Annotated in this window: 13 protein-coding genes; 8 read left to right on the plus strand and 5 right to left on the minus strand. The window is 40.6% G+C overall.

The genetic code is table 11. From position 1 onward, the window contains the following. Positions 1–47 precede the first annotated feature (47 nt). From B2906_RS15515 to B2906_RS15535, 5 genes are all read left to right on the plus strand, one after another. Positions 48–2,834, plus strand: coding sequence for a 2-oxoglutarate dehydrogenase E1 component (locus B2906_RS15515; protein ID WP_286941449.1), 2,787 nt, complete (start codon positions 48–50; stop codon positions 2,832–2,834). Positions 2,835–2,904: 70 nt separating this feature from the next. Then, positions 2,905–4,455, plus strand: a complete 1,551-nt coding sequence (gene odhB / locus B2906_RS15520; RefSeq protein ID WP_219957738.1) for a 2-oxoglutarate dehydrogenase complex dihydrolipoyllysine-residue succinyltransferase — start codon at positions 2,905–2,907, stop codon at positions 4,453–4,455. 100 nt (positions 4,456–4,555) lie between these two features. Next, the gene (locus tag B2906_RS15525; protein WP_219957739.1) at positions 4,556–4,909 is read left to right on the plus strand and encodes a four helix bundle protein; all 354 of its coding nucleotides are present in this window, start codon (positions 4,556–4,558) and stop codon (positions 4,907–4,909) included. Between the two features lie 49 nt (positions 4,910–4,958). After that, positions 4,959–6,356, plus strand: a complete 1,398-nt coding sequence (lpdA, locus tag B2906_RS15530) for a dihydrolipoyl dehydrogenase (RefSeq protein ID WP_091651034.1) — start codon at positions 4,959–4,961, stop codon at positions 6,354–6,356. A gap of 81 nt (positions 6,357–6,437) precedes the next feature. Then, on the plus strand, positions 6,438–7,211 hold the full coding sequence (locus B2906_RS15535) for a Rossmann-like and DUF2520 domain-containing protein (RefSeq protein WP_286941461.1): 774 nt from the start codon (positions 6,438–6,440) through the stop codon (positions 7,209–7,211). On the opposite strand, the gene B2906_RS15540 is transcribed toward B2906_RS15535, so the two are convergent. The 5 genes from B2906_RS15540 to B2906_RS15560 form a co-directional block, all read right to left on the minus strand. Continuing rightward, positions 7,208–8,062, minus strand: coding sequence for a pirin family protein (locus tag B2906_RS15540; RefSeq protein WP_286941467.1), 855 nt, complete (start codon positions 8,060–8,062; stop codon positions 7,208–7,210). The genes B2906_RS15535 and B2906_RS15540 overlap by 4 nt on opposite strands. 66 nt (positions 8,063–8,128) lie before the next feature. After that, positions 8,129–9,424, minus strand: a complete 1,296-nt coding sequence (locus B2906_RS15545; protein WP_286941469.1) for a Zn-dependent hydrolase — start codon at positions 9,422–9,424, stop codon at positions 8,129–8,131. 83 nt (positions 9,425–9,507) lie between these two features. Beyond that, complete coding sequence (locus B2906_RS15550; RefSeq protein WP_370627647.1) at positions 9,508–10,506, minus strand: acyl-ACP desaturase; 999 nt, start codon at positions 10,504–10,506, stop codon at positions 9,508–9,510. 187 nt (positions 10,507–10,693) lie between these two features. Further along, the gene (locus tag B2906_RS15555) at positions 10,694–11,578 is read right to left on the minus strand and encodes an SMP-30/gluconolactonase/LRE family protein (RefSeq protein WP_286941471.1); all 885 of its coding nucleotides are present in this window, start codon (positions 11,576–11,578) and stop codon (positions 10,694–10,696) included. A gap of 4 nt (positions 11,579–11,582) precedes the next feature. Further along, on the minus strand, positions 11,583–13,307 hold the full coding sequence (locus B2906_RS15560; RefSeq protein WP_219957743.1) for an alpha/beta hydrolase-fold protein: 1,725 nt from the start codon (positions 13,305–13,307) through the stop codon (positions 11,583–11,585). 168 nt (positions 13,308–13,475) lie between these two features. Between B2906_RS15560 and B2906_RS15565 the strand changes: the two genes are divergently transcribed. The 3 genes from B2906_RS15565 (at position 13,476) to clpB (ending at position 19,344) form a co-directional block, all read left to right on the plus strand. Then, positions 13,476–14,723, plus strand: a complete 1,248-nt coding sequence (locus B2906_RS15565; protein ID WP_286941538.1) for a dipeptidase — start codon at positions 13,476–13,478, stop codon at positions 14,721–14,723. A 145-nt stretch (positions 14,724–14,868) separates the two neighbouring features. After that, a complete protein-coding gene (locus B2906_RS15570) occupies positions 14,869–16,560 on the plus strand; it encodes a T9SS type A sorting domain-containing protein (RefSeq protein ID WP_286941493.1) in 1,692 nt (563 codons plus the stop codon). A 162-nt stretch (positions 16,561–16,722) separates the two neighbouring features. Further along, positions 16,723–19,344, plus strand: coding sequence for an ATP-dependent chaperone ClpB (clpB, locus tag B2906_RS15575; RefSeq protein ID WP_286941497.1), 2,622 nt, complete (start codon positions 16,723–16,725; stop codon positions 19,342–19,344). Positions 19,345–19,400: the final 56 nt, after the last annotated feature.

A 19,400-nucleotide genomic window follows, 5' to 3' on the forward strand; every position in this document is an offset into this window, starting at 1 on the left:
AATCTGAACATTTGGGAGTAGTTTTGTGTTGTTCTCAAAAAATAACCATGGACAAATTCTCATACATCGCCAACGCTCATGTTTCCTATATAGATGAGCTCTATAATTCCTACAAACAAGACCCAGAATCCATAGATCCTAGCTGGAAAGAATTTTTTGATGGATTTGATTTTGCCCTAACCAATTACGGTGAAGGTGAAAATGGCCAGGCTGCAGAATCTACTGCATCGACTCCTAAAAATGGTTCTTTGGCTACTCCAGGTACAATTATGGACATGGAGCAGCTTCCAAAAGAAATTAAAGTTAGGGCTCTAATCCATGCGCACAGATCAAGAGCTCACTTAAGATCTAAAACAAACCCAGTTCGGGAAAGAAGAGATAGAAAAGCCCTGATTGATCCAGATGATTTTGGTTTGGGTCAAGATGATATGAATACCGAGTTCCAAGCGGGTAATGAAATTGGTATCGGAAAATCAAAACTCTCTTCGATAATAGATGCACTTAAAACCATCTATGAGGGTCCAATGGGTTTCGAATATCTCTACATCAGAGATCCCGAAATGCTGGATTGGTTTAAAACCAAAGTTGAGAAGGAAGCTTTAGCCTTTAATCCATCCACTGATGAGAAGAAAAGAATCCTATTTAAACTCAACCAAGCTGTTGTTTTTGAAAACTTTTTGCATACTAAATACCTTGGTCAAAAACGCTTCTCTCTAGAGGGCGGTGAAAGTACTATTCCATTCTTAGACGCTGTAATCAATACGGCTGCTCTAGGAGGTGTGGAAGAAGTAATGATAGGTATGGCTCACAGAGGAAGGCTAAATGTGCTCGCCAATGTGATGGGCAAAACCTATGAGCAGATTTTCTCAGAATTTGAGGGTACAGCCAAGCCAGACCTAACTATGGGGGATGGGGACGTAAAATATCATATGGGTTACTCCTCTGATATCGTTACTCCTGAAGACAAGAAAGTTCACTTGAAGTTGGCTCCCAATCCATCACACTTAGAGGCAGTCAATCCTGTGGTTGAAGGATTTATCAGGGCAAAAATCGATTCAGAACATAAGGGTGATAAAACCAAGGCACTCCCTATTTTGATTCATGGGGATGCTGCAGTAGCGGGTCAAGGTATTGTGTATGAGGTGACTCAGATGGCTGGTTTGAAAGGCTACAACACGGGAGGAACCATTCACTTTGTCATCAACAACCAAGTAGGTTTTACTACTGATTTTGATGATGCAAGATCTTCTATCTATTGTACAGATGTAGCTAAAATCATCGATGCTCCGGTAATTCACGTTAATGGTGATAATGCGGAAGCAGTAGTCTTCGCGGCGAAGTTAGCCGCAGAATTTAGACAAAAATTTGGTAGAGATATTTTTGTGGATATGGTATGCTACAGACGTCATGGTCATAATGAGTCTGATGAACCTAAATTCACTCAACCCGAACTTTATAATATCATCTCCAAGCATCCAAACCCTAGAGAGATTTACGTGAAGCGATTGACCGAAAGAGGGGATATCGATGCCGAAATTGCATCTCAAATGGATGAAGAGTTTAGACAACTTCTACAAGATCGTCTTAACATGGTGAAAGAAAAACCACTTCCTTATCAAGCTACTAAGTTTGAAAGAGAATGGGGTAGCCTGAGAAGATCCAAGCCGGAAGACTTTGATCAGTCTCCAGAAACAGGAGTTGATGCCAAAGTAATTGATCATGTGGCCGAAGCATTAACCACCATTCCAAAAGGCTTCAAGCCAATTAAGCAGATTGAGGCTCAAATGAAGCAGAGAAAAGATATGTTCTTCAAGTCCAAGTCATTGAACTGGGCTTCCGCTGAATTATTGGCTTATGGATCTCTATTACTTGAGGGAAAAACTGTAAGACTTACAGGTCAGGATGTGCAAAGAGGTACATTCTCCCACAGACATGCAGTATTACACGATGCCAACTCCAATCAGCCTTTCAATTCTTTAAAAGAAATGAAAGATAGAAAGGGACAATTCCATATTTACAACTCTCTACTTTCAGAATATGCTGTTTTGGGATTTGAATATGGGTATGGAATGGCTAATCCGCATTCATTGACCATTTGGGAAGCGCAGTTTGGTGATTTTGCAAACGGAGCCCAAACCATGATTGACCAGTTTATTTCCTCCGGTGAATCCAAGTGGCAAAAGCAAAATGGACTGGTTATGCTACTTCCTCATGGGTATGAAGGACAGGGTCCAGAGCACTCTAATGCGAGACCAGAAAGATTTTTGCAGCTTTCTGCTGAATATAATATGGTGGTGGCTAACATCACCGAGCCATCCAACTTCTTTCATTTATTAAGAAGACAATTAGCTTGGGAATTTAGGAAGCCATGCGTTGTGATGTCTCCAAAATCCTTGTTGCGTCACCCTAAGGTAATGTCACCTATAGATGAATTTACTTCGGGTAAGTTTAGAGAATTAATTCCTGATACTACTGTAAACACCAAGGATGTGAAGCGAGTGGTCTTGTGTACTGGTAAAGTATACTATGACCTAGAAGAAGCGAGAGAGAAAGAAAAAGTGAAGAATGTAGCGCTTGTTCGTATTGAACAACTACATCCACTGCCTAAAAAGCAGATTTTTGAAACATTGAAGCAATACAAAGACGCGGAAGTAGTATGGGTTCAGGAAGAGCCAGAAAATATGGGCTACTGGAATTATATGTTGAGACTTCTGCATAAAGAACTTCCAATGGATGTGATTGCCAGAAAGATGAGTGCATCTCCAGCTACCGGATATAACAAAGTCCATGTAGAAGAACAAAAAGCAATTGTTTCCAAAGCATTAAAACTGTAATTAACCGCAAATCCAGAATATTCCTTTTACCTCTTTTGCCATTTTTTGGTAAAAGTCAACAGAAAAACACATGAGCAAAGAAATCAAAGTTCCGGCTGTCGGTGAATCAATCACCGAAGTAACCATAGGCCAGTGGTTTAAAAAAGATGGGGATTCAGTTCAGATGGATGAAGTTCTATGTGAGCTTGAATCTGATAAAGCAACTTTTGAATTGCCGGCAGAGGCTGCAGGTACCTTACGAATCAAAGCAGAGGAAGGTGATACATTGGAAATTGGCGCTGTGATCTGTGTAATAGAAGAATCAGATTCAGGAGTCAAAAGTGAAGAGTCAAAAGACTCCAAAAAGTCTGAGGAAAAGTCTAAATCATCTTCTTCCTCCTCTTCTAAAACAGGGGAAGTAAAGGAAATGGTTGTGCCAACTGTTGGTGAATCTATCACTGAGGTTACGCTGGCAAATTGGATCAAAGCCGATGGCGATTATGTCAAATTAGACGATATCATTGCTGAAGTGGATTCAGATAAAGCAACCTTCGAATTACCTGCTGAAGCTTCTGGAATACTTCGACATGTGGCAAAAGAGGGTGATACACTTGAAATCGGAGGATTGATCTGTAAGATTGAAGTAACTGAAGGAGAGCCTGAAACTTCATCTTCTGAAAAGTCCAGCTCCGAAAGTGCCTCAACCTCATCTTCTTCATCTGATAAGGACAGCTACGCATCAGGTCATGCTTCTCCGGCAGCGTCTAAGATTCTTTCTGAAAAAGGAATTAAGCCAGAGGAGGTAAAAGGAACTGGAAAAGACGGAAGAATTACAAAAGAGGATGCACAAAATGCTCAAAAATCTGCGCCAGCTCCTAAGTCAGAATCCAAGTCGGAAAGCAAGGCAGAAGCTCCTGCTCAAAAACCAACTCAGGGTGGTTCCAGAGAAGAGAGAAGAGAAAAAATGTCCTCATTGCGACGCACTGTTTCTAGAAGATTGGTGTCTGTGAAAAATGAAACAGCCATGTTGACGACATTCAATGAAGTCAATATGAAGCCAATTATGGATTTGAGATCCAAATTCAAGGAGCAGTTTAAAGAAAAGCATGGTGTAGGACTTGGTTTCATGTCATTCTTCACCAAAGCTGTTTGTGTTGCTCTTCAAGAATGGCCAGCTGTCAATGCCAAAATTGATGGGAATGAGATTGTATATAATGATTACTGTGATATTTCAATTGCTGTTTCCGCTCCAAAAGGTCTGGTCGTGCCAGTAATTAGAAACGCTGAAGGACTTAGCTTCGATCAGATTGAAAAAGAAGTGGTAAGATTGGCTACCAAAGCAAGAGATAATAAGCTTTCCATTGAAGAGATGACTGGAGGTACCTTCACCATCACTAATGGAGGTGTATTTGGCTCCATGATGTCTACTCCGATCATTAATGCTCCTCAATCTGCTATTCTCGGTATGCATAATATTGTGGAAAGACCGATGGCTGTTAACGGTGAAGTGAAAATTCTTCCTATGATGTATGTAGCACTTTCTTACGATCATAGAATCATTGACGGAAGAGAGTCTGTAAGCTTCTTGGTTCGCGTGAAGCAACTCTTGGAAGATCCAACTAGGTTGTTGTTTGGAGTATAAACGACTGTACAAAGTAAAAAGTACGATGTACAAAGTGTATTAAAATTTGAATTGATTAGTTAAATTAATAAAAAAAATGTTTAACTAAATTAAATTCAAAATGCATCGTTACAAAGAACTCAAAGTATGGCAGAAGGCCATAGATTTAGCTGTTGAAGTTTACAAGATTACGGAAAATCTTCCTCCTCAAGAGCGCTTTGGATTAATCTCTCAAATGAATAAGTGTGTAATTTCTATTCCTTCAAATATTGCAGAAGGTGCAGGAAGGAATACTAATAAGGAATTTGATCATTTCCTTGGTATTTCACTAGGCTCTTCTTTTGAGTTAGATACCCAAATGGTTATTTCTAACCGCTTGGGCTATGTTAGTATAGATGATTTTGAAAAAATAGAAACTGAACTTGAGCATATTCAAAACATGATAGTCAGACTTAAGCAAAGTTTAAATGTTTAACCTTGTTGTACTTAGTACTTGATACTTGGTACATAATACTTGATAAAAAATGTACGACGTTATAGTAATTGGCTCCGGCCCGGGAGGATATGTGGCAGCGATTAGAGCTGCTCAATTGGGCATGAAAACAGCCATTATTGAAAAATATTCAACATTGGGCGGAACATGTCTCAATGTAGGTTGTATTCCTTCCAAAGCTTTACTTGACTCCTCAGAGCATTATCATAATGCTGCCCATACTTTCAAAACTCATGGTATTAATTTGAGTAATCTGAAAGTGGATTTGAAGCAGATGATTTCCAGAAAGGATGATGTGGTCAAACAAAATGTGGATGGGATTCAATTTTTGATGAAGAAGAATAAAATTGATGTTCACCACGGAATGGGTTCTTTTGTAGATAAGAATACCATCAAAGTGACTAAAGAGGATGGTAAGTCTGAAGAGATCCAAGGTAAAAATATCATCATAGCTACGGGTTCTAAACCAGCTTCCTTGCCTTTCATCAAGCTGGATAAGGATAGAGTGATTACTTCTACCGAAGCTTTGAAAATGAAGGAAATCCCAAAACACCTGATCGTGATAGGCGGCGGTGTGATTGGAATGGAATTAGGATCCGTTTATGGTAGAATGGGAGCCAAAGTTTCTGTAGTTGAGTTTATGGATTCTTTGATTCCTTCTATGGATAAGACCATGGGCAAAGAGCTTCAAAAGTCTTTAAAGAAATTAGGCTTTGAGTTTTATCTGAAACACAAGGTGACTTCTGTAGAAAATAAAGGAAAAGAAGTTATCGTAAAGGCTGAAAACGGAAAAGGAGAAACCATCGAGATCAAGGGCGATTATGTTCTGGTTTCAATAGGAAGAAAGCCATATACTGAAGGCTTGAATGCTGAAGCTGCAGGTGTCAAATTGAATGACAGAGGGCAAGTGGAAGTGAATGAGCATTTACAAACTTCAGCCTCACACATCTATGCTATTGGTGACGTCGTGAAAGGTGCCATGTTGGCTCATAAGGCTGAGGAGGAAGGAACTTTTGTAGCAGAAACAATTGCCGGTCAAAAACCTCACATTAATTATAACCTGATTCCGGGTGTTGTCTACACCTGGCCAGAAGTGGCCTCCGTAGGATATACAGAAGAGCAGTTGAAGGAAAAGGGTATTAAATATAAGTCAGGGAAATTCCCATTCATGGCATCAGGTAGAGCAAGAGCCTCTATGGATACTGATGGCTTAGTGAAGGTTTTAGCAGATGCTGAGACAGACGAAATCCTGGGTGTCCATATGATTGGACCTAGAACTGCTGATATGATCGCTGAAGCAGTTGTTGCGATGGAGTACAGAGCTTCTGCAGAAGATATCGCGAGAATGTCCCATGCTCACCCTACGTATACCGAAGCGTTTAAAGAGGCTTGTTTGGCAGCTACTGATAATAGAGCCTTACATATATAAGTTTGAAATTGATTTAGTGAAGCCATTTCTCTTTTGGGAAATGGCTTTTTTATTTTGCCTAAAAAATAGCTTAATTCCGTCATGAAGTTCAAAATAGCCATTTTAGGAGCAGGAAATGTAGCCTGGCATTTAGCTCCGGCATTGGAGAATGCAGGGCATATGATTACGGAAGTTTATGCCAGAGATATTGAGAAGGCAGGGAGAATCACTGAGCGAGTCTATGCTGCATTAGCTAAGGAGGACTTAGATTTTTCGGAAAGTGAAGCTGAGATTTTTATTCTAGCAGTGAAAGATGATGCTATCCTTGAAATTGCTGATTCCGTTATTTTACCGGAAGGAAGTATTTTGGTTCATACTTCTGGGACGATGCCTCTGGACGTTTTGGGTTACAGTTCGGCTAGCTACACAGGGATATTTTATCCATTGCAATCCTTCACCATGGGGCAGAAAATGGATTTATCAGAAGTGCCTTTTTTATTGGAATCTGATGATCAGGAGGTATTGCAAAAGCTAAAAAAGCTGGCAAAAAGTGTTTCTAACTTAACTTATTTTGTGAGATCCAAGGATAGAAAGGCAGTGCATGTGGCCGCCGTTTTTGCCAGTAATTTTTCAAATCACATGATTAGAATTGCTGAAGAAATTATGAGAAGGCAAGGCTTGGATTTCGAAATGATCAAACCTCTAATTATTGAAACTATCTCAAAAAGTTTACAGATAGGCGCTCAAAAAGCGCAAACTGGTCCCGCCATTCGGGAAGACTATGAAGTCTTGGAAGATCATCACCGCTTTTTAAATTACAATGAGCAAATCGCTGAAATTTATCGGCTGATCTCCCAAGACATTATCGATTCTTAACCATTCCAAGAACCAAATTTTCCTTGCTGGTAATCTTCATAAGCCTCATAGATCTCTTGCTGAGAATTCATGACGAATGGTCCTTGAGCCACTACAGGCTCATTGAAAGGCTTAGCATGACCCAAGATTAGAATTGATTTTTCCTGAGCTTTAACAGAAAGCGTAGAACCTTCATTTTCAAATTCTACCAAATGTCGGAATTGAACTTCCTCTTGATTGACTGTTACCTCACCGCGAACCAAGTAAAAGAAGATATTCTCATCTTCAGGGATCTCCTTAGTAAACTGGCTACCCTCTTCTAAATAAATGGTGCTCATGGTAATGGGGAAGGTTCCCTCAAAAGCGCCTTTCACACCATTCCATTCGCCAAAGAGTTGCTGAACCTGAATTTTACCTTCGCTCAGTTCAAAGGTTGGGATATCATCTTTCTGCAAGCCGATATAATTCGGATCCATCATTTTTTTCGCAGCTGGAAGATTCAACCATAATTGGAGGATCTCCAAGTCACCGCCTTTTTTCTTGAACTCAGAGCTGGAAACTTCAGCATGAATCAATCCCTTCCCAGCAGTCATATACTGGACTCCTCCAGGCCCAATTACAGATTCATGCCCGCTAGAATCCTTGTGCATGATATCACCTTCCAAAATGAAGGTTACTGTTTCCATTCCTCTATGTGGATGAGGTCCAAACGGCAGACCTTGATTATGCTCAGGATAGGTTTGAAATCCATGATGATTCAAAAACAAAAAAGGATCTATCATTTGTAAAGACCGCGTCGGCATAGGGCTATATGTAACTAGGTCTGCGATAGGCCGGTATTCTGATTTGTGTATTTTTTTGATCTTTCTCATAGCTAATTAATGTATATACATGTAAATGTAAAAATGGGTAAAGTTTAGTGAATTGGTTTTTTACGATTACTGAAGCTTTTTATCCAGTTCTAAAATGGTGTAAAGAAGTACGTTGGCGCCATTGGCAATATCCTCCTTGCTGGAGAATTCAGAAGGTGCATGGCTAATTCCATCTTTACTTGGAATAAAGATCATACCCATAGGAGCAATTCTAGCCATTTCTTGAGCGTCATGTCCGGCTCCACTCGGAAGGCTTAGAGTTGAAAGTCCCAGTTTTTCTGCTTGAGTCTGAATTACCCTTCTGACCTCTGGATCAGCTAATGCTGGTTTGGATGCAACCTCAATATGTTTTGAATTAAACTCAACATCAAATTCCTCCGCTATCCTCTTAGCTTGTTTTTCTAAGTCTTTGTAAATAGTCCAAATTTTTTCTGAGGAGAGATCCCGCATTTCTAAATTGAGTTTTACTTCTCCTGGTATTACGTTACCAGCTCCTGGAAATGCCTGAATTTTTCCAACTGTTGCCACCTGTCTTCCTTCATAGGATTTCACAGTTTGGTTTACCGCTAGAATGAATTTTGCTGCTGCCAGCATAGGGTCTTTTCGAAGATTCATAGGAGTTGTTCCGGCATGATTGGCAAATCCTGTAAATGTGATATCCCACCAGTCAATTGCTACAATTCCTTCCACCACACCAATGTCTATTTTTTCATTGTAAAGATTTGCTCCCTGTTCGATGTGTAATTCTAAAAAAGCCGCCAAATCACCCGGATTTCTTTTAATTTCATTGATTCTATCAGGATTCCCTCCTAATTTTTTGATGCCCTCATATTGAGTGATTCCTGCATTACTTACTACTTGTAGTGCCTCTTTACTCAATTGGCCTACCAAAGCTCTACTTCCTACTACTCCACCTTCCTCATTGGTAAATATGATTACTTCCAAAGGATGTTTAGTGGTAAAATTATTTTCAGCTAAGGTTTTGATGACCTCAATGGATGACATAGATCCCACAGGTCCATCGTAATCTCCTCCATTGGGCACTTCATCTATATGTGATCCAAATGCGATGGGCTTTAAAGTATCGTCTGTTCCCTTTTTTCTTCCGATAATATTTCCAGCAAAATCCACGGAAACACTCAGACCTGCATCTTTCATGAGGCTGATTACATATTCCCTAGCTTGTAGATCATAATCGCTATATGCAATTCTATCCGTTCCCCCTTTTTCATTTTTTCCAAAGGTGGAAAGCTGCATTAATGAGGCATGAAGTCTGTCTGAATTGATTTTGAATGACTGCGCATAGCTTATTTGTAAACAAAACAGCAATAAGAGAGTCAGTAGAAATATTCTTTGAATCATAAGTTTAGCTTTTTGAAGAATAGAAATATACAAAAAAAGTCCTGCCGTAAAGACAGGACTTTTATTCGTGGTTTTGACATTATTTATTTCAACCAAGCTAACTTCACCTCATCGGGTGCTTTCATTCGGTCTGCCAATCTCATATATCTATCTGCAAGATTTGATAAGTAATCTTGAGCCTTTGCGGCCATATCATTTAAGCCTGTTACAGCTTCAACTTTCCAGTGATCCACCAAGTGCTGAATGATTCTAGCATAATCCCAGCCTGTGTAGATTCCGACTTTTTGAGTGATTTCAGAGAAGTCTTTGTACAAAGATTGACGGCTTCCACCTTCTCCCATTAATACTGCCGGCATGACAATCTGCTTGCGCATCATTTTTTCGAAGGCTACCATAGCACCGCTAGGATCTATTTCAAAAATTTTAGACATGAAGGTTTTATAAGCCTTTTCATGTCTTGCTTCATCACCCGCAATAGTTTTACAGATTTTTGATAGCACATGGTCTCCTGCTTTATCGGCAAGTTTACCTGTGTTTACGTGGGAAATCTTAGTAGCTCTTTCCTGAAAGGAGGTATAAATCATAGCCTGATATGGATCAGATTCTGATTTCGGGTCAAATCCATTCGAAATCAAACGGTGGATGGTTTGCTCTACTGCCTTCATATCCACTCTTCCTGTTAGGTAGAGATACTTGTTTAAAAGATCTCCGTGACGGTTCTCTTCGGCAGTCCAAGCTTTTGACCATCTAACCCAGCCTGAAGGAGAAAGAAGGTTTCTTTCTTCATTGATTCCTTCCAACAAATTAAAGTAAGTCTGATAAGAAGGTAATGCCTCTTCAGTGATCATGTTTCCTACCAGAGAAGTCAAAACGGTATCTGGAATCCCTTCCGCCCGCATTTGCAATAATTTAATGTCTTCAATCGCTTCTGGATTGGACATATCTGGAAGAAAATCAGATGGCTGCCAACAGTCATCGGGATCAACCAGCACATTATCCACAGCATCACCAACGATGGCATCCAGCTGGGAAATGACTTCCATGTTTTTTTCCAGCTCGTAATTGATAGGTTTTGAACTCATAATATTCGGGTTATTTGATTCTTTTATTTATTGCTAATTAGAATCGTTATAAAGGTAAGGACAATAATGCAGAATCGGCACGGAAAAACTCTATTCCTTATTTGAGTTTCCATGAGTGGATTTTAAACTACTTAGAGAAGAAAAAAGGAGCTGATTTTACAGCCCCTTTGACCTTTAAAGCTATATCTTAGTAATCCAATTTATAAGCTACTACCTTGTTTTTGAAGAAGGTAGGGACATATACGATCATTTCTGATGGATTGTATCCAATGTCTGCTGTATTGGATTCTTCAGCTTTGGTGTCTAGTAGGATGCTTTGGTCTTCAGCGCTAGCAAACCAAACTTCACCTTGCCATCTTGAAGCCACAAAGTTTCCGTCTCCTAAGATCACCAATCCATCTCCTCCTGTTACCGCATTGTTGACTACCTCAGCGGTACCGTCTGCATTCCATTTCTTCAAGCCAGATGCATCCAAACCATAAATAGTTCCATCATTCGCAACTGCTATACCATTGATACTATCATGTCCTTCTGAGATGGTGCTGATTTTCCCATCAGCATACATGTGAACTTTTCCAGTATTCATGTCTGTGAAATAAACTTTGCCATCATGAGTAGCCACATCATTCAGGAATTGAGCCCCCTGAACAGGCCATCTGTTGGATACTTTCGCTGTTGCTATATCGATTTCGACTAACTGATCAATATCAGTGACATACAATTTTCCATTACTGATGCCCATTCCTTTTGGAGCGTTCAGTCCAGTAACCCAATCTTGAGTTACAATATTACCTTCATTGTCAATAATTGAAATTGAACCTTTACCATCTTTACCCAATGGATCTTGGCCAATTATGTTGGAGGTATAAATTGTACCTGTCTCCTCGTCGTAAAGAACTGATTCTACTGTCTCTAGTGTGGCAGGCGTTTCCCAAAGTTTGGTGAGCGTTGGTGTTTTTACCTCCTCAATTACTGCAACTTCTTCGGTTTCCTCGGTTTTCTGTGGTCCGCATTGTGCAAATAAAAAGCTTGCTGATAGGCCAAGTAGGCCAAGTTTGATAGTTGATTTCATTTTTTTAATTTTTGGTTAGTGTCCAGTTTTGTTGATTAAAATTTGATGGAGCTGTAGATTTCAGTCTTTCCTCAATTTTATCTAAATACATGGTGTTGTAGCGAAGACGAGTGATGTAATTGGGAAGGCTTGGATCACCATTCCAGCAATGTTCAGCTCTATCCCCATAGGCTACTTCTCCAGCATAATAAGGATCTTGAGTTTGCTCCAAAAAAGCTTCAGTGAGGTAAACTGCATTATTGAGATAATAGTTATCCATATCACCACAATAAATATTGATTTTTCCCTCCAATTTTGGTCCGAGCTTTTTCCAATCTCTTTCCATAATATATCGGAGGTCGAAATTTTCCTTCCAATAAGCCGCTACCCCAGGATTAATTTCGCCGGTCTTTTTATTCCAAATAGGCTCGGGATAACCATCATTACCTACAGGAGAATATACCGCTTGCCATATGTCAAATTGATCTCCTGAGCGGCTATTTTCTCCACCAAGAGCCAATTCTTTATGGTTCATATCCTTTAACATAGCAGATACATGGCCTAAATAGTTCCTTTTGCCAACTCTAGGAGTTTTTCTGAACGTCCCATTTAAGAAATACGCATTTTTATCCTCATATAGATTGACAGTGGTGTATGCTCTAAAATCTATAGGGTCAGGGCATGCTGCAAAACAGCCATTGTATTCCTCCGGATAAAATACCTGAGCGGCCAAAGCCTCCCATCCACCCGTGGATCCTCCATATAAAAACCTAGCCCATCCTTCACCTATTCCCCGGAATTGCTTTTCTATAAAAGGAATCAATTCATAGGTGATCGCATCTCCATATGGTCCCAAATTCTCTGAGTTAACAGCATAACTGTCGTCGTAATATGGATTAGCATGTTGGATTTCTATGATAATAAATCGCTTGAAGTCCGGTGAAATCCACTTTTGGTAAAAATCATAGGCTTCTTGCTGCTGAAGTTTGGCATAACCATATATTCCAAAGCGAGCACTGTAATCATCTTCTCCCAATTCCGGATCAGGAGGGATGGTTCTGAATCCTCCAAAATCATCAGGAAAATGCCCATGGAAAACCATCAGGGGATAATATTGATTAGGGTTTTGATCAAACCCTTCAGGAATCAAAACATGAGCGCCTAAATACATGTCCCGACCCCAAAATTTGGAAAGTAACTCTGATTTGATTTTGATATGCTTGATGTATTCTGTGTCTTCGGGTTCTTGAACAGGTGGAATTTCCTGGTCAATAGTCAGGCTGAGATTCTCTCCGTCCCAAAGGACTTTTTTCGGAGTGCTGTAAATATTTTTTGGAGCTCTTGCCCATTGGCGGCCCTCTCCCTGATCCATGGGAAGTTTTACAGTGTGGCCATCAGCGCGTTCAAAAGTTTCATGTTTTTGAATAAAAGCCTGAACGTAATATTCTCCTTTTGGGAAATCCTTGAGTTGCTCAATAGGATATCCAAAGCTTTCTGGGTCTAGAATGATAGGATTGCCTGCTTCGAAACCTTCGAAATCCATCCCAAAAACTTGATTGCTACTCACTTCATCATTGATTCCGAATCTTGGTTCGGGAGTACTGTCCGGAGAAAAAATAACTAGAAGTCTACCGTCTTTTAGCTCTTGCTCCAACTCTGAAGCGATGTCAACTTGAATGGGTGAGTTATACTTCTCCGAACAAGAGATGATTAAAATTGAAATGACAAAAATGTAAATGGCTTTTTTCATGGTGCTGATATTGGTTAAATGTAATTTACGATAATTCAATTGATTCTTTGGATTTTTATAATTTTGAGCTTAGAAATCAATGATTCTTTGGCTGGTTTAACCATTGGTGGATTTTTTCTGAGTCATTCTTCAAAAGGTTTTATATTCCAATTTGAAACCAACCTTATGATGAAAAAATACCTGAGCTTTCTCGCATTTGCGGCGATTCTATCCTCTTGTCAAACTTCTGAAAACACAGAGGTGGATTATACTCAAATGTCCGATGAAGAACGATTGGAAATTGCTAAAGAAATAGCCCAAAACACCATCATGGTAGATGGTCATGTTGACTTGCCCTACAGGATGAAAGTGGGCGGATTTACTTTGCAAAGAGAGATTCTGGATGTTTCTGTTAGAACCCCTGACGGAAATTTTGATTTCCCGAGAGCTAAGGAGGGAGGCTTAGATGCTCCTTTCATGTCAATTTATATCCCAGCCGGAAATCAGCAGATCCCAGGAGCTTCCAAAGCATTGGCGGATTCCTTGATTCTCATGACAGAGCGACTAGCTGAAACCTTTCCGGATAAATTTGCCATGGCTTACAGTCCTGCGGATGTAGAGGCCAACTTTGCCAAAGGCCTAGTCTCATTACCAATGGGAATGGAAAATGGAGCTGGTTTGGAAGATGATATTTCCAACGTGGAGTATTTTCATCAGAGAGGTATCCGCTATATCACTTTGACCCATGGGAAAGCAAATTTGATCGGAGATTCCAGTTATGATTCATTAAGACCTCACGGCGGGCTGTCTGAATATGGAGAGCAAGTAGTCAAGGAAATGAACCGAGTGGGGATCATGGTGGATTTAAGTCACGTTTCCGATGAAACATTTAAGGATGCCTTGGCAATAACCCAAGTTCCAGTAATCGCCTCGCATTCTTCAGCTAGAAAATTTACCCCTGGGTTTGAGAGAAATATGAGTGATGAATTGATTCAGGCTATGGCCAAAAACGGTGGAGTGATGATGATCAATTTTGGTGGGAGTTTTATTGATTCTGCTTATGCGGTGGGCTCTTCCAAAGTGCGAGAGCATTTAGTGAACTATATGGCTGAAAATAATCTAAGCAGAAGCGATTCTGCTTTCAGAGCATATGCGGAATCTTATGCAGCTGCTAATAACCCTTTCCCTTCTGTTCAGAAAGTGGCTGACCATATTGACCATGTAGTTAATCTGGTAGGGGTTGATCATGTAGGCTTTGGCTCTGATTTCGATGGGGTAGGTGACTCGTTACCCACTGGTTTGAAAGATGTCTCCATGTTCCCCAATTTGATTGCAGAACTTTTGAAAAGAGGCTATTCTAAAGAGGATATTGAGAAAATTTGCTATAAAAATATCTTTAGAGTTTGGCAGGCAGTAGAAGATTATGCGAAAAAGTAGCCTCCATATTTAGTCTGAATTTTCGAATTTATATCAAGCACCTCTCCATACGAGAGGTGTTTTTTTATTATTTAGTAATTAATCCAGAATAGAATTACTCCTCGTAGCTATAACTGACTGAACCTAAAGTTGAATAGTGAAAAGGATGAAAAAAAATATACTAGTAAGTTATTTATTGATTTTTGGTCTAAACCTTTTGGGGTTTAATCCTGCATTTTCACAAACACAACTCAAAAGGACAAATACCATCAATGCCTGCGTTAGAGAATATATTTTTGGGACGCCTTCTTCAGACGAATTTGTCATCGTAGCCTTCCTTTGTAATAACGGAGGAGTTACGAATAGTTGGAGACCACCTCAGGGTTTGACTGAGTTGACTGAAATGCTGGTAATCGCAGGTGGTGGAGGCGGAGGTAAGCGAAGTGATTCCGGGAATAGAGGAGCCGGTGGAGGCGGAGCTGGTCAGGTCATTCATATCACGAATCCCAATCAATTGCAATTTCAAGTCAATAATGCTGAGGAGCAAGGGCAACCTTTAAGCATTTCAGTAGGATCTGGAGGCCTCGGAGCTACTTTGATTAATGTTCGGGCGCAAAATGGTGAAAACAGTACAGTATCAAGTCCAAGTCCAATCTTCATCAATATAACCGCTATAGGTGGCGGGGGTGGTGGAAGTGCCAATTCTGTTGTAGAGGGAAATAATTCTAATTACAACGATCAACGCCGAGGTAATCGAGGAGGCTCCGGAGGTGGTTCAGTAGGAGCTTACGGAACAGGAGCTTCAGATCCCATTTTTGGTGGAGAAGCTGTAAATTCTGCTTTAGGTAATCCAGGCGGTCGTGGAAGAGGAAATACCTCCGTGACCGGAGGAGGTGGCGGAGGTGGAATCGCAGGCCCTGGAGGAGAACCTGATAACAATAATGCCGGTGGGGCAGGCGGATTGGGACGTGGGGCTTCAAATGGTTTCTACACAAATTTACTTCCTTCTGCTCTTCCAGCCGACATCCCTAGAATGTTTGCTGGTGGCGGTGGTGGAGTAGCAGGTAACCCGGGTTCAGGAGTGGGTGATGCTGCACCCGGAGGTTCTGGTGTAGGAGGTAATGCAGTTGTCTCAGGAAATGGCCAGCCCGGTCGTGCTAACACGGGTTCTGGAGGAGGAGCAGGTGGAAGTAGTTCTCCTTTAAATGCCTTTACAGGTGGTAGGGGAGGAAGCGGTATAGTGCTGATTCGCTATGATTTTGCCAGAATTCTGCCTGTAGAATATGGTTCATACGCTTTGGAAGTAAATGAACAAAAAAGAAAAATTAGCTTTAAATGGTCTACACTGAAGGAATATGAAAATGATTATTTTCAGATACAAAGGTCTACCAATGGAGTAGATGGTTTTGAGGTAATCGGGACCGTTCAGGGTCAAGGCTTCACTAACAATGTTACTAATTATGAATTCATGGACGAGTTTCCACCATTGTATTCTGACCGACTTTATTATCGCTTGGTGCAAGTAGATTTTTCCGGGAAGAAGAATGTAGGAAAGGTATTATTAGCTCAGCTAGCCACTCCGGCTTCTCAAGTTTCCAAATGGCAAGCATTTCCGAATCCTGTAAGAGGATCTAATTTGAGAGTTTCCCCAACTGAAAAAAATCACTTAGAAGGAAACGAGATCTCGGTTCAGCTTATACATACTGCTGGCCGATATTCTTCAAGTTTTCAGGCCAATTCAATTATGGAACTCAATAGATTAATTCAGCAGGAACTGGAAAGCCTACCAAAAGGGGTCCTTTTGCTTAAATTAACCAATGCGCAGAACACTGAAGTGATTCGAATTCTAAAGGAATAGGAATTTTTTAATGACAAAATTTCCTATTTTTTCAATAAATACATTCTTTTTCAGACAGATTGGCTGAAAAATCCTATTGGCGATACTTTTGATGCAAGGATATTAGCTTGTCTATTTTCAAAATAGAAAGCGGTAAACTTGTAACTAAACCACTATCAATACATGGATTTTAAACAATTCACCATCAAGTCTCAGGAAGCTATCCAAAAGGCCGCTGAGCTGGCAATTGCCTCGGGGCAACCCTCCATTGAAACGGCTCACTTGCTGAAAGGGATATTTTCCGAAGATGAGAATGTTACTGAGTTTGTTTTCAAAAAACTCGGTGCCAATAAACAATTAGCTTCTCAGAAGTTGGAAGAGTTATTAGGGAAACTACCAAAGGTTAGTGGGGGAAATCAACAGCCCTACCTTTCCAACTCTGCAAATCAGGCTCTCACAAAAGCAAAGGATTACCTCAAAACTTTTGGAGATGAATATGTGGCAATAGAACACCTGCTGCTAGGAATTTTAGCGGGTTCAGATTCCACTGCACAATTGTTGAAAGATCAGGGTATTGCTGAAAAGCCTCTGATTGAAGGTATCAAAGAACTTAGAAAAGGAAATAAAGTGACTGATCCTAACGCTGAAAGTAAATACAGGGCTTTGGAAAAGTATTCCAAAAACCTGAATGATTTAGCCAAAAAGGGTAAAATCGACCCAGTAATTGGCAGAGATGAGGAAATTCGTAGAGTGTTACAGATTCTGGCAAGAAGGACTAAAAACAACCCGATCTTATTGGGTGAGCCCGGAGTAGGTAAGACTGCTATTGTGGAGGGACTAGCTCAACGAATTGTCTCGGGTGACGTACCTGAAAATCTCAAATCTAAGACCTTGATTTCTTTGGATATGGGCTTGCTTGTGGCAGGTGCCAAATACAAGGGGGAATTTGAGGAGAGATTGAAGGCTGTAATTAAAGAAGTGACCGATTCCGACGGAGAAATTATTCTCTTTATAGATGAGATTCATACGCTGATTGGAGCCGGAGGTGGAGGCGAAGGAGCCATGGATGCGGCCAACTTATTGAAGCCTGCTTTGGCAAGAGGGGAGCTGCATGCGATTGGTGCGACCACTTTGAAAGAATATCAGAAGTACATCGAAAAGGATAAGGCATTAGAGAGACGTTTTCAAACGGTGATCGTGGATGAACCTGATGCGGCAGATGCAATTTCTATCCTGAGAGGTATCAAAGATAAATATGAATTGCACCATGGTGTAAGAATCAAAGACGATGCAGTAATTGCTGCTGTAGAGCTCTCCCAACGCTATATTTCAGATCGATTCCTGCCGGATAAGGCTATCGACTTGATGGATGAGGCTGCGGCCAAACTGAGAATGGAAATTGACTCATTGCCTCAGGAATTAGACGAATTGAATCGCCGAATCATGCAGCTCGAAATCGAAAGAGAGGCAATTCGAAGAGAAAAGAACAAGGATAAGGAGGCTACTTTGAGTAAGGAAATAGCCGAGCTATCCGAAAAGCGTCAGTCCGTGAAGGCCAAATGGGAAAGTGAAAAGGCTGTGATTATGGGTATTCAACGAGAAAAGGAGAATATCGATAAATTCAAACTGGAAGCCGAACAGGCAGAGCGCGCTGGGGATTTTGGGAAAGTTGCAGAAATCCGATACGGTAAAATTGTCGAGTCTGAGAAAAAGCTGGAGTCTTTCCAGAAACAGCTTAATGAAATGCAAGAAGGTTCCCCCCTACTCAAAGAGGAAGTGGATAATGAAGATATCGCCTCTGTAGTATCTAAGTGGACTGGAATTCCGGTTAGCAAGATGATTCAATCTGAGCGGGAAAAATTACTTCATCTGGAAGATGAGTTGGGCAGAAGAATAGCCGGGCAAAAAGAAGCCATAGTAGCACTCTCTGATGCCGTTCGTCGTAGCAGAGCTGGCTTACAGGACCCGAAGCGTCCCATAGGTAGCTTTATCTTCATGGGTACCACAGGAGTTGGTAAGACCGAGTTGGCGAAAGCCTTGGCAGAATATCTCTTCAATGATGAAAATGCCATGGTGAGGATCGATATGTCGGAATATCAGGAAAGGCATGCCGTCAGCCGATTAGTCGGAGCGCCTCCAGGATATGTGGGATATGATGAAGGTGGACAGTTGACTGAGGCCGTCCGAAGAAAACCTTACTCCGTAATTCTACTAGATGAGATCGAAAAAGCCCATCCAGATGTGTTCAATATCCTATTGCAGGTTTTGGATGATGGTAGGTTGACAGATAACAAGGGTAGAATTGCCAACTTCAAGAACACGATCATAATCATGACTACAAATATCGGTTCTCATTTGATCCAGGAACGCTTTGCGGAAATGGAGGAATGGAATAAGGAAGAGATTTTGGAAAAGACAAAGACAGAAGTATTCGATTTATTGAAAAAATCTGTCAGACCGGAATTCTTAAACCGAATCGATGAAACGATCATGTTTGAGCCTTTAAATAAAAAGATCATCCGTAAGATCGTGGATATCCAATGGAGAGAAATCCAAAAGCGATTATCTGAATCAAATATCGAGATAGAAGCTACCACTGAGGTATTGGATTATCTAGGTGAAGTTGGATTTGATCCGCAGTTTGGTGCAAGACCTCTAAAGCGAACTATGCAGCGATTGATTTTAAATGAACTTTCCAAGCAGATATTAGCAGGCTATATTAAAAATGACTCCGCAGTCTTGGTGGATTTGGATGCAGACAAACAAGTCTACTTTAAAAATGTAGAGGCATCTGTTGAAGTCTAATTAAATTGAAAGAAAAATAACCTCGGATTTAGCAATCCGAGGTTTTTTGTTTTAAA

This window comes from Algoriphagus sp. UBA3586 (assembly GCF_002376385.1).
Taxonomy (GTDB): domain Bacteria; phylum Bacteroidota; class Bacteroidia; order Cytophagales; family Cyclobacteriaceae; genus Algoriphagus; species Algoriphagus ornithinivorans.

What these genes read in the sequence shown, in the direction of transcription:
- B2906_RS15560 (WP_219957743.1), bottom strand. Translation starts at nt 13,307, where the DNA reads ATGAAAAAAGCCATTTACATTTTTGTCATTTCAATTTTAATCATCTCT.
- clpB (WP_286941497.1), top strand. Translation starts at nt 16,723, where the DNA reads ATGGATTTTAAACAATTCACCATCAAGTCTCAGGAAGCTATCCAAAAG.
- B2906_RS15540 (WP_286941467.1), bottom strand. Translation starts at nt 8,062, where the DNA reads ATGAGAAAGATCAAAAAAATACACAAATCAGAATACCGGCCTATCGCA.
- B2906_RS15570 (WP_286941493.1), top strand. Translation starts at nt 14,869, where the DNA reads ATGAAAAAAAATATACTAGTAAGTTATTTATTGATTTTTGGTCTAAAC.
- B2906_RS15550 (WP_370627647.1), bottom strand. Translation starts at nt 10,506, where the DNA reads ATGAGTTCAAAACCTATCAATTACGAGCTGGAAAAAAACATGGAAGTC.
- B2906_RS15545 (WP_286941469.1), bottom strand. Translation starts at nt 9,424, where the DNA reads ATGATTCAAAGAATATTTCTACTGACTCTCTTATTGCTGTTTTGTTTA.
- lpdA (WP_091651034.1), top strand. Translation starts at nt 4,959, where the DNA reads ATGTACGACGTTATAGTAATTGGCTCCGGCCCGGGAGGATATGTGGCA.
- B2906_RS15565 (WP_286941538.1), top strand. Translation starts at nt 13,476, where the DNA reads ATGAAAAAATACCTGAGCTTTCTCGCATTTGCGGCGATTCTATCCTCT.
- odhB (WP_219957738.1), top strand. Translation starts at nt 2,905, where the DNA reads ATGAGCAAAGAAATCAAAGTTCCGGCTGTCGGTGAATCAATCACCGAA.
- B2906_RS15525 (WP_219957739.1), top strand. Translation starts at nt 4,556, where the DNA reads ATGCATCGTTACAAAGAACTCAAAGTATGGCAGAAGGCCATAGATTTA.
- B2906_RS15515 (WP_286941449.1), top strand. Translation starts at nt 48, where the DNA reads ATGGACAAATTCTCATACATCGCCAACGCTCATGTTTCCTATATAGAT.
- B2906_RS15555 (WP_286941471.1), bottom strand. Translation starts at nt 11,578, where the DNA reads ATGAAATCAACTATCAAACTTGGCCTACTTGGCCTATCAGCAAGCTTT.
- B2906_RS15535 (WP_286941461.1), top strand. Translation starts at nt 6,438, where the DNA reads ATGAAGTTCAAAATAGCCATTTTAGGAGCAGGAAATGTAGCCTGGCAT.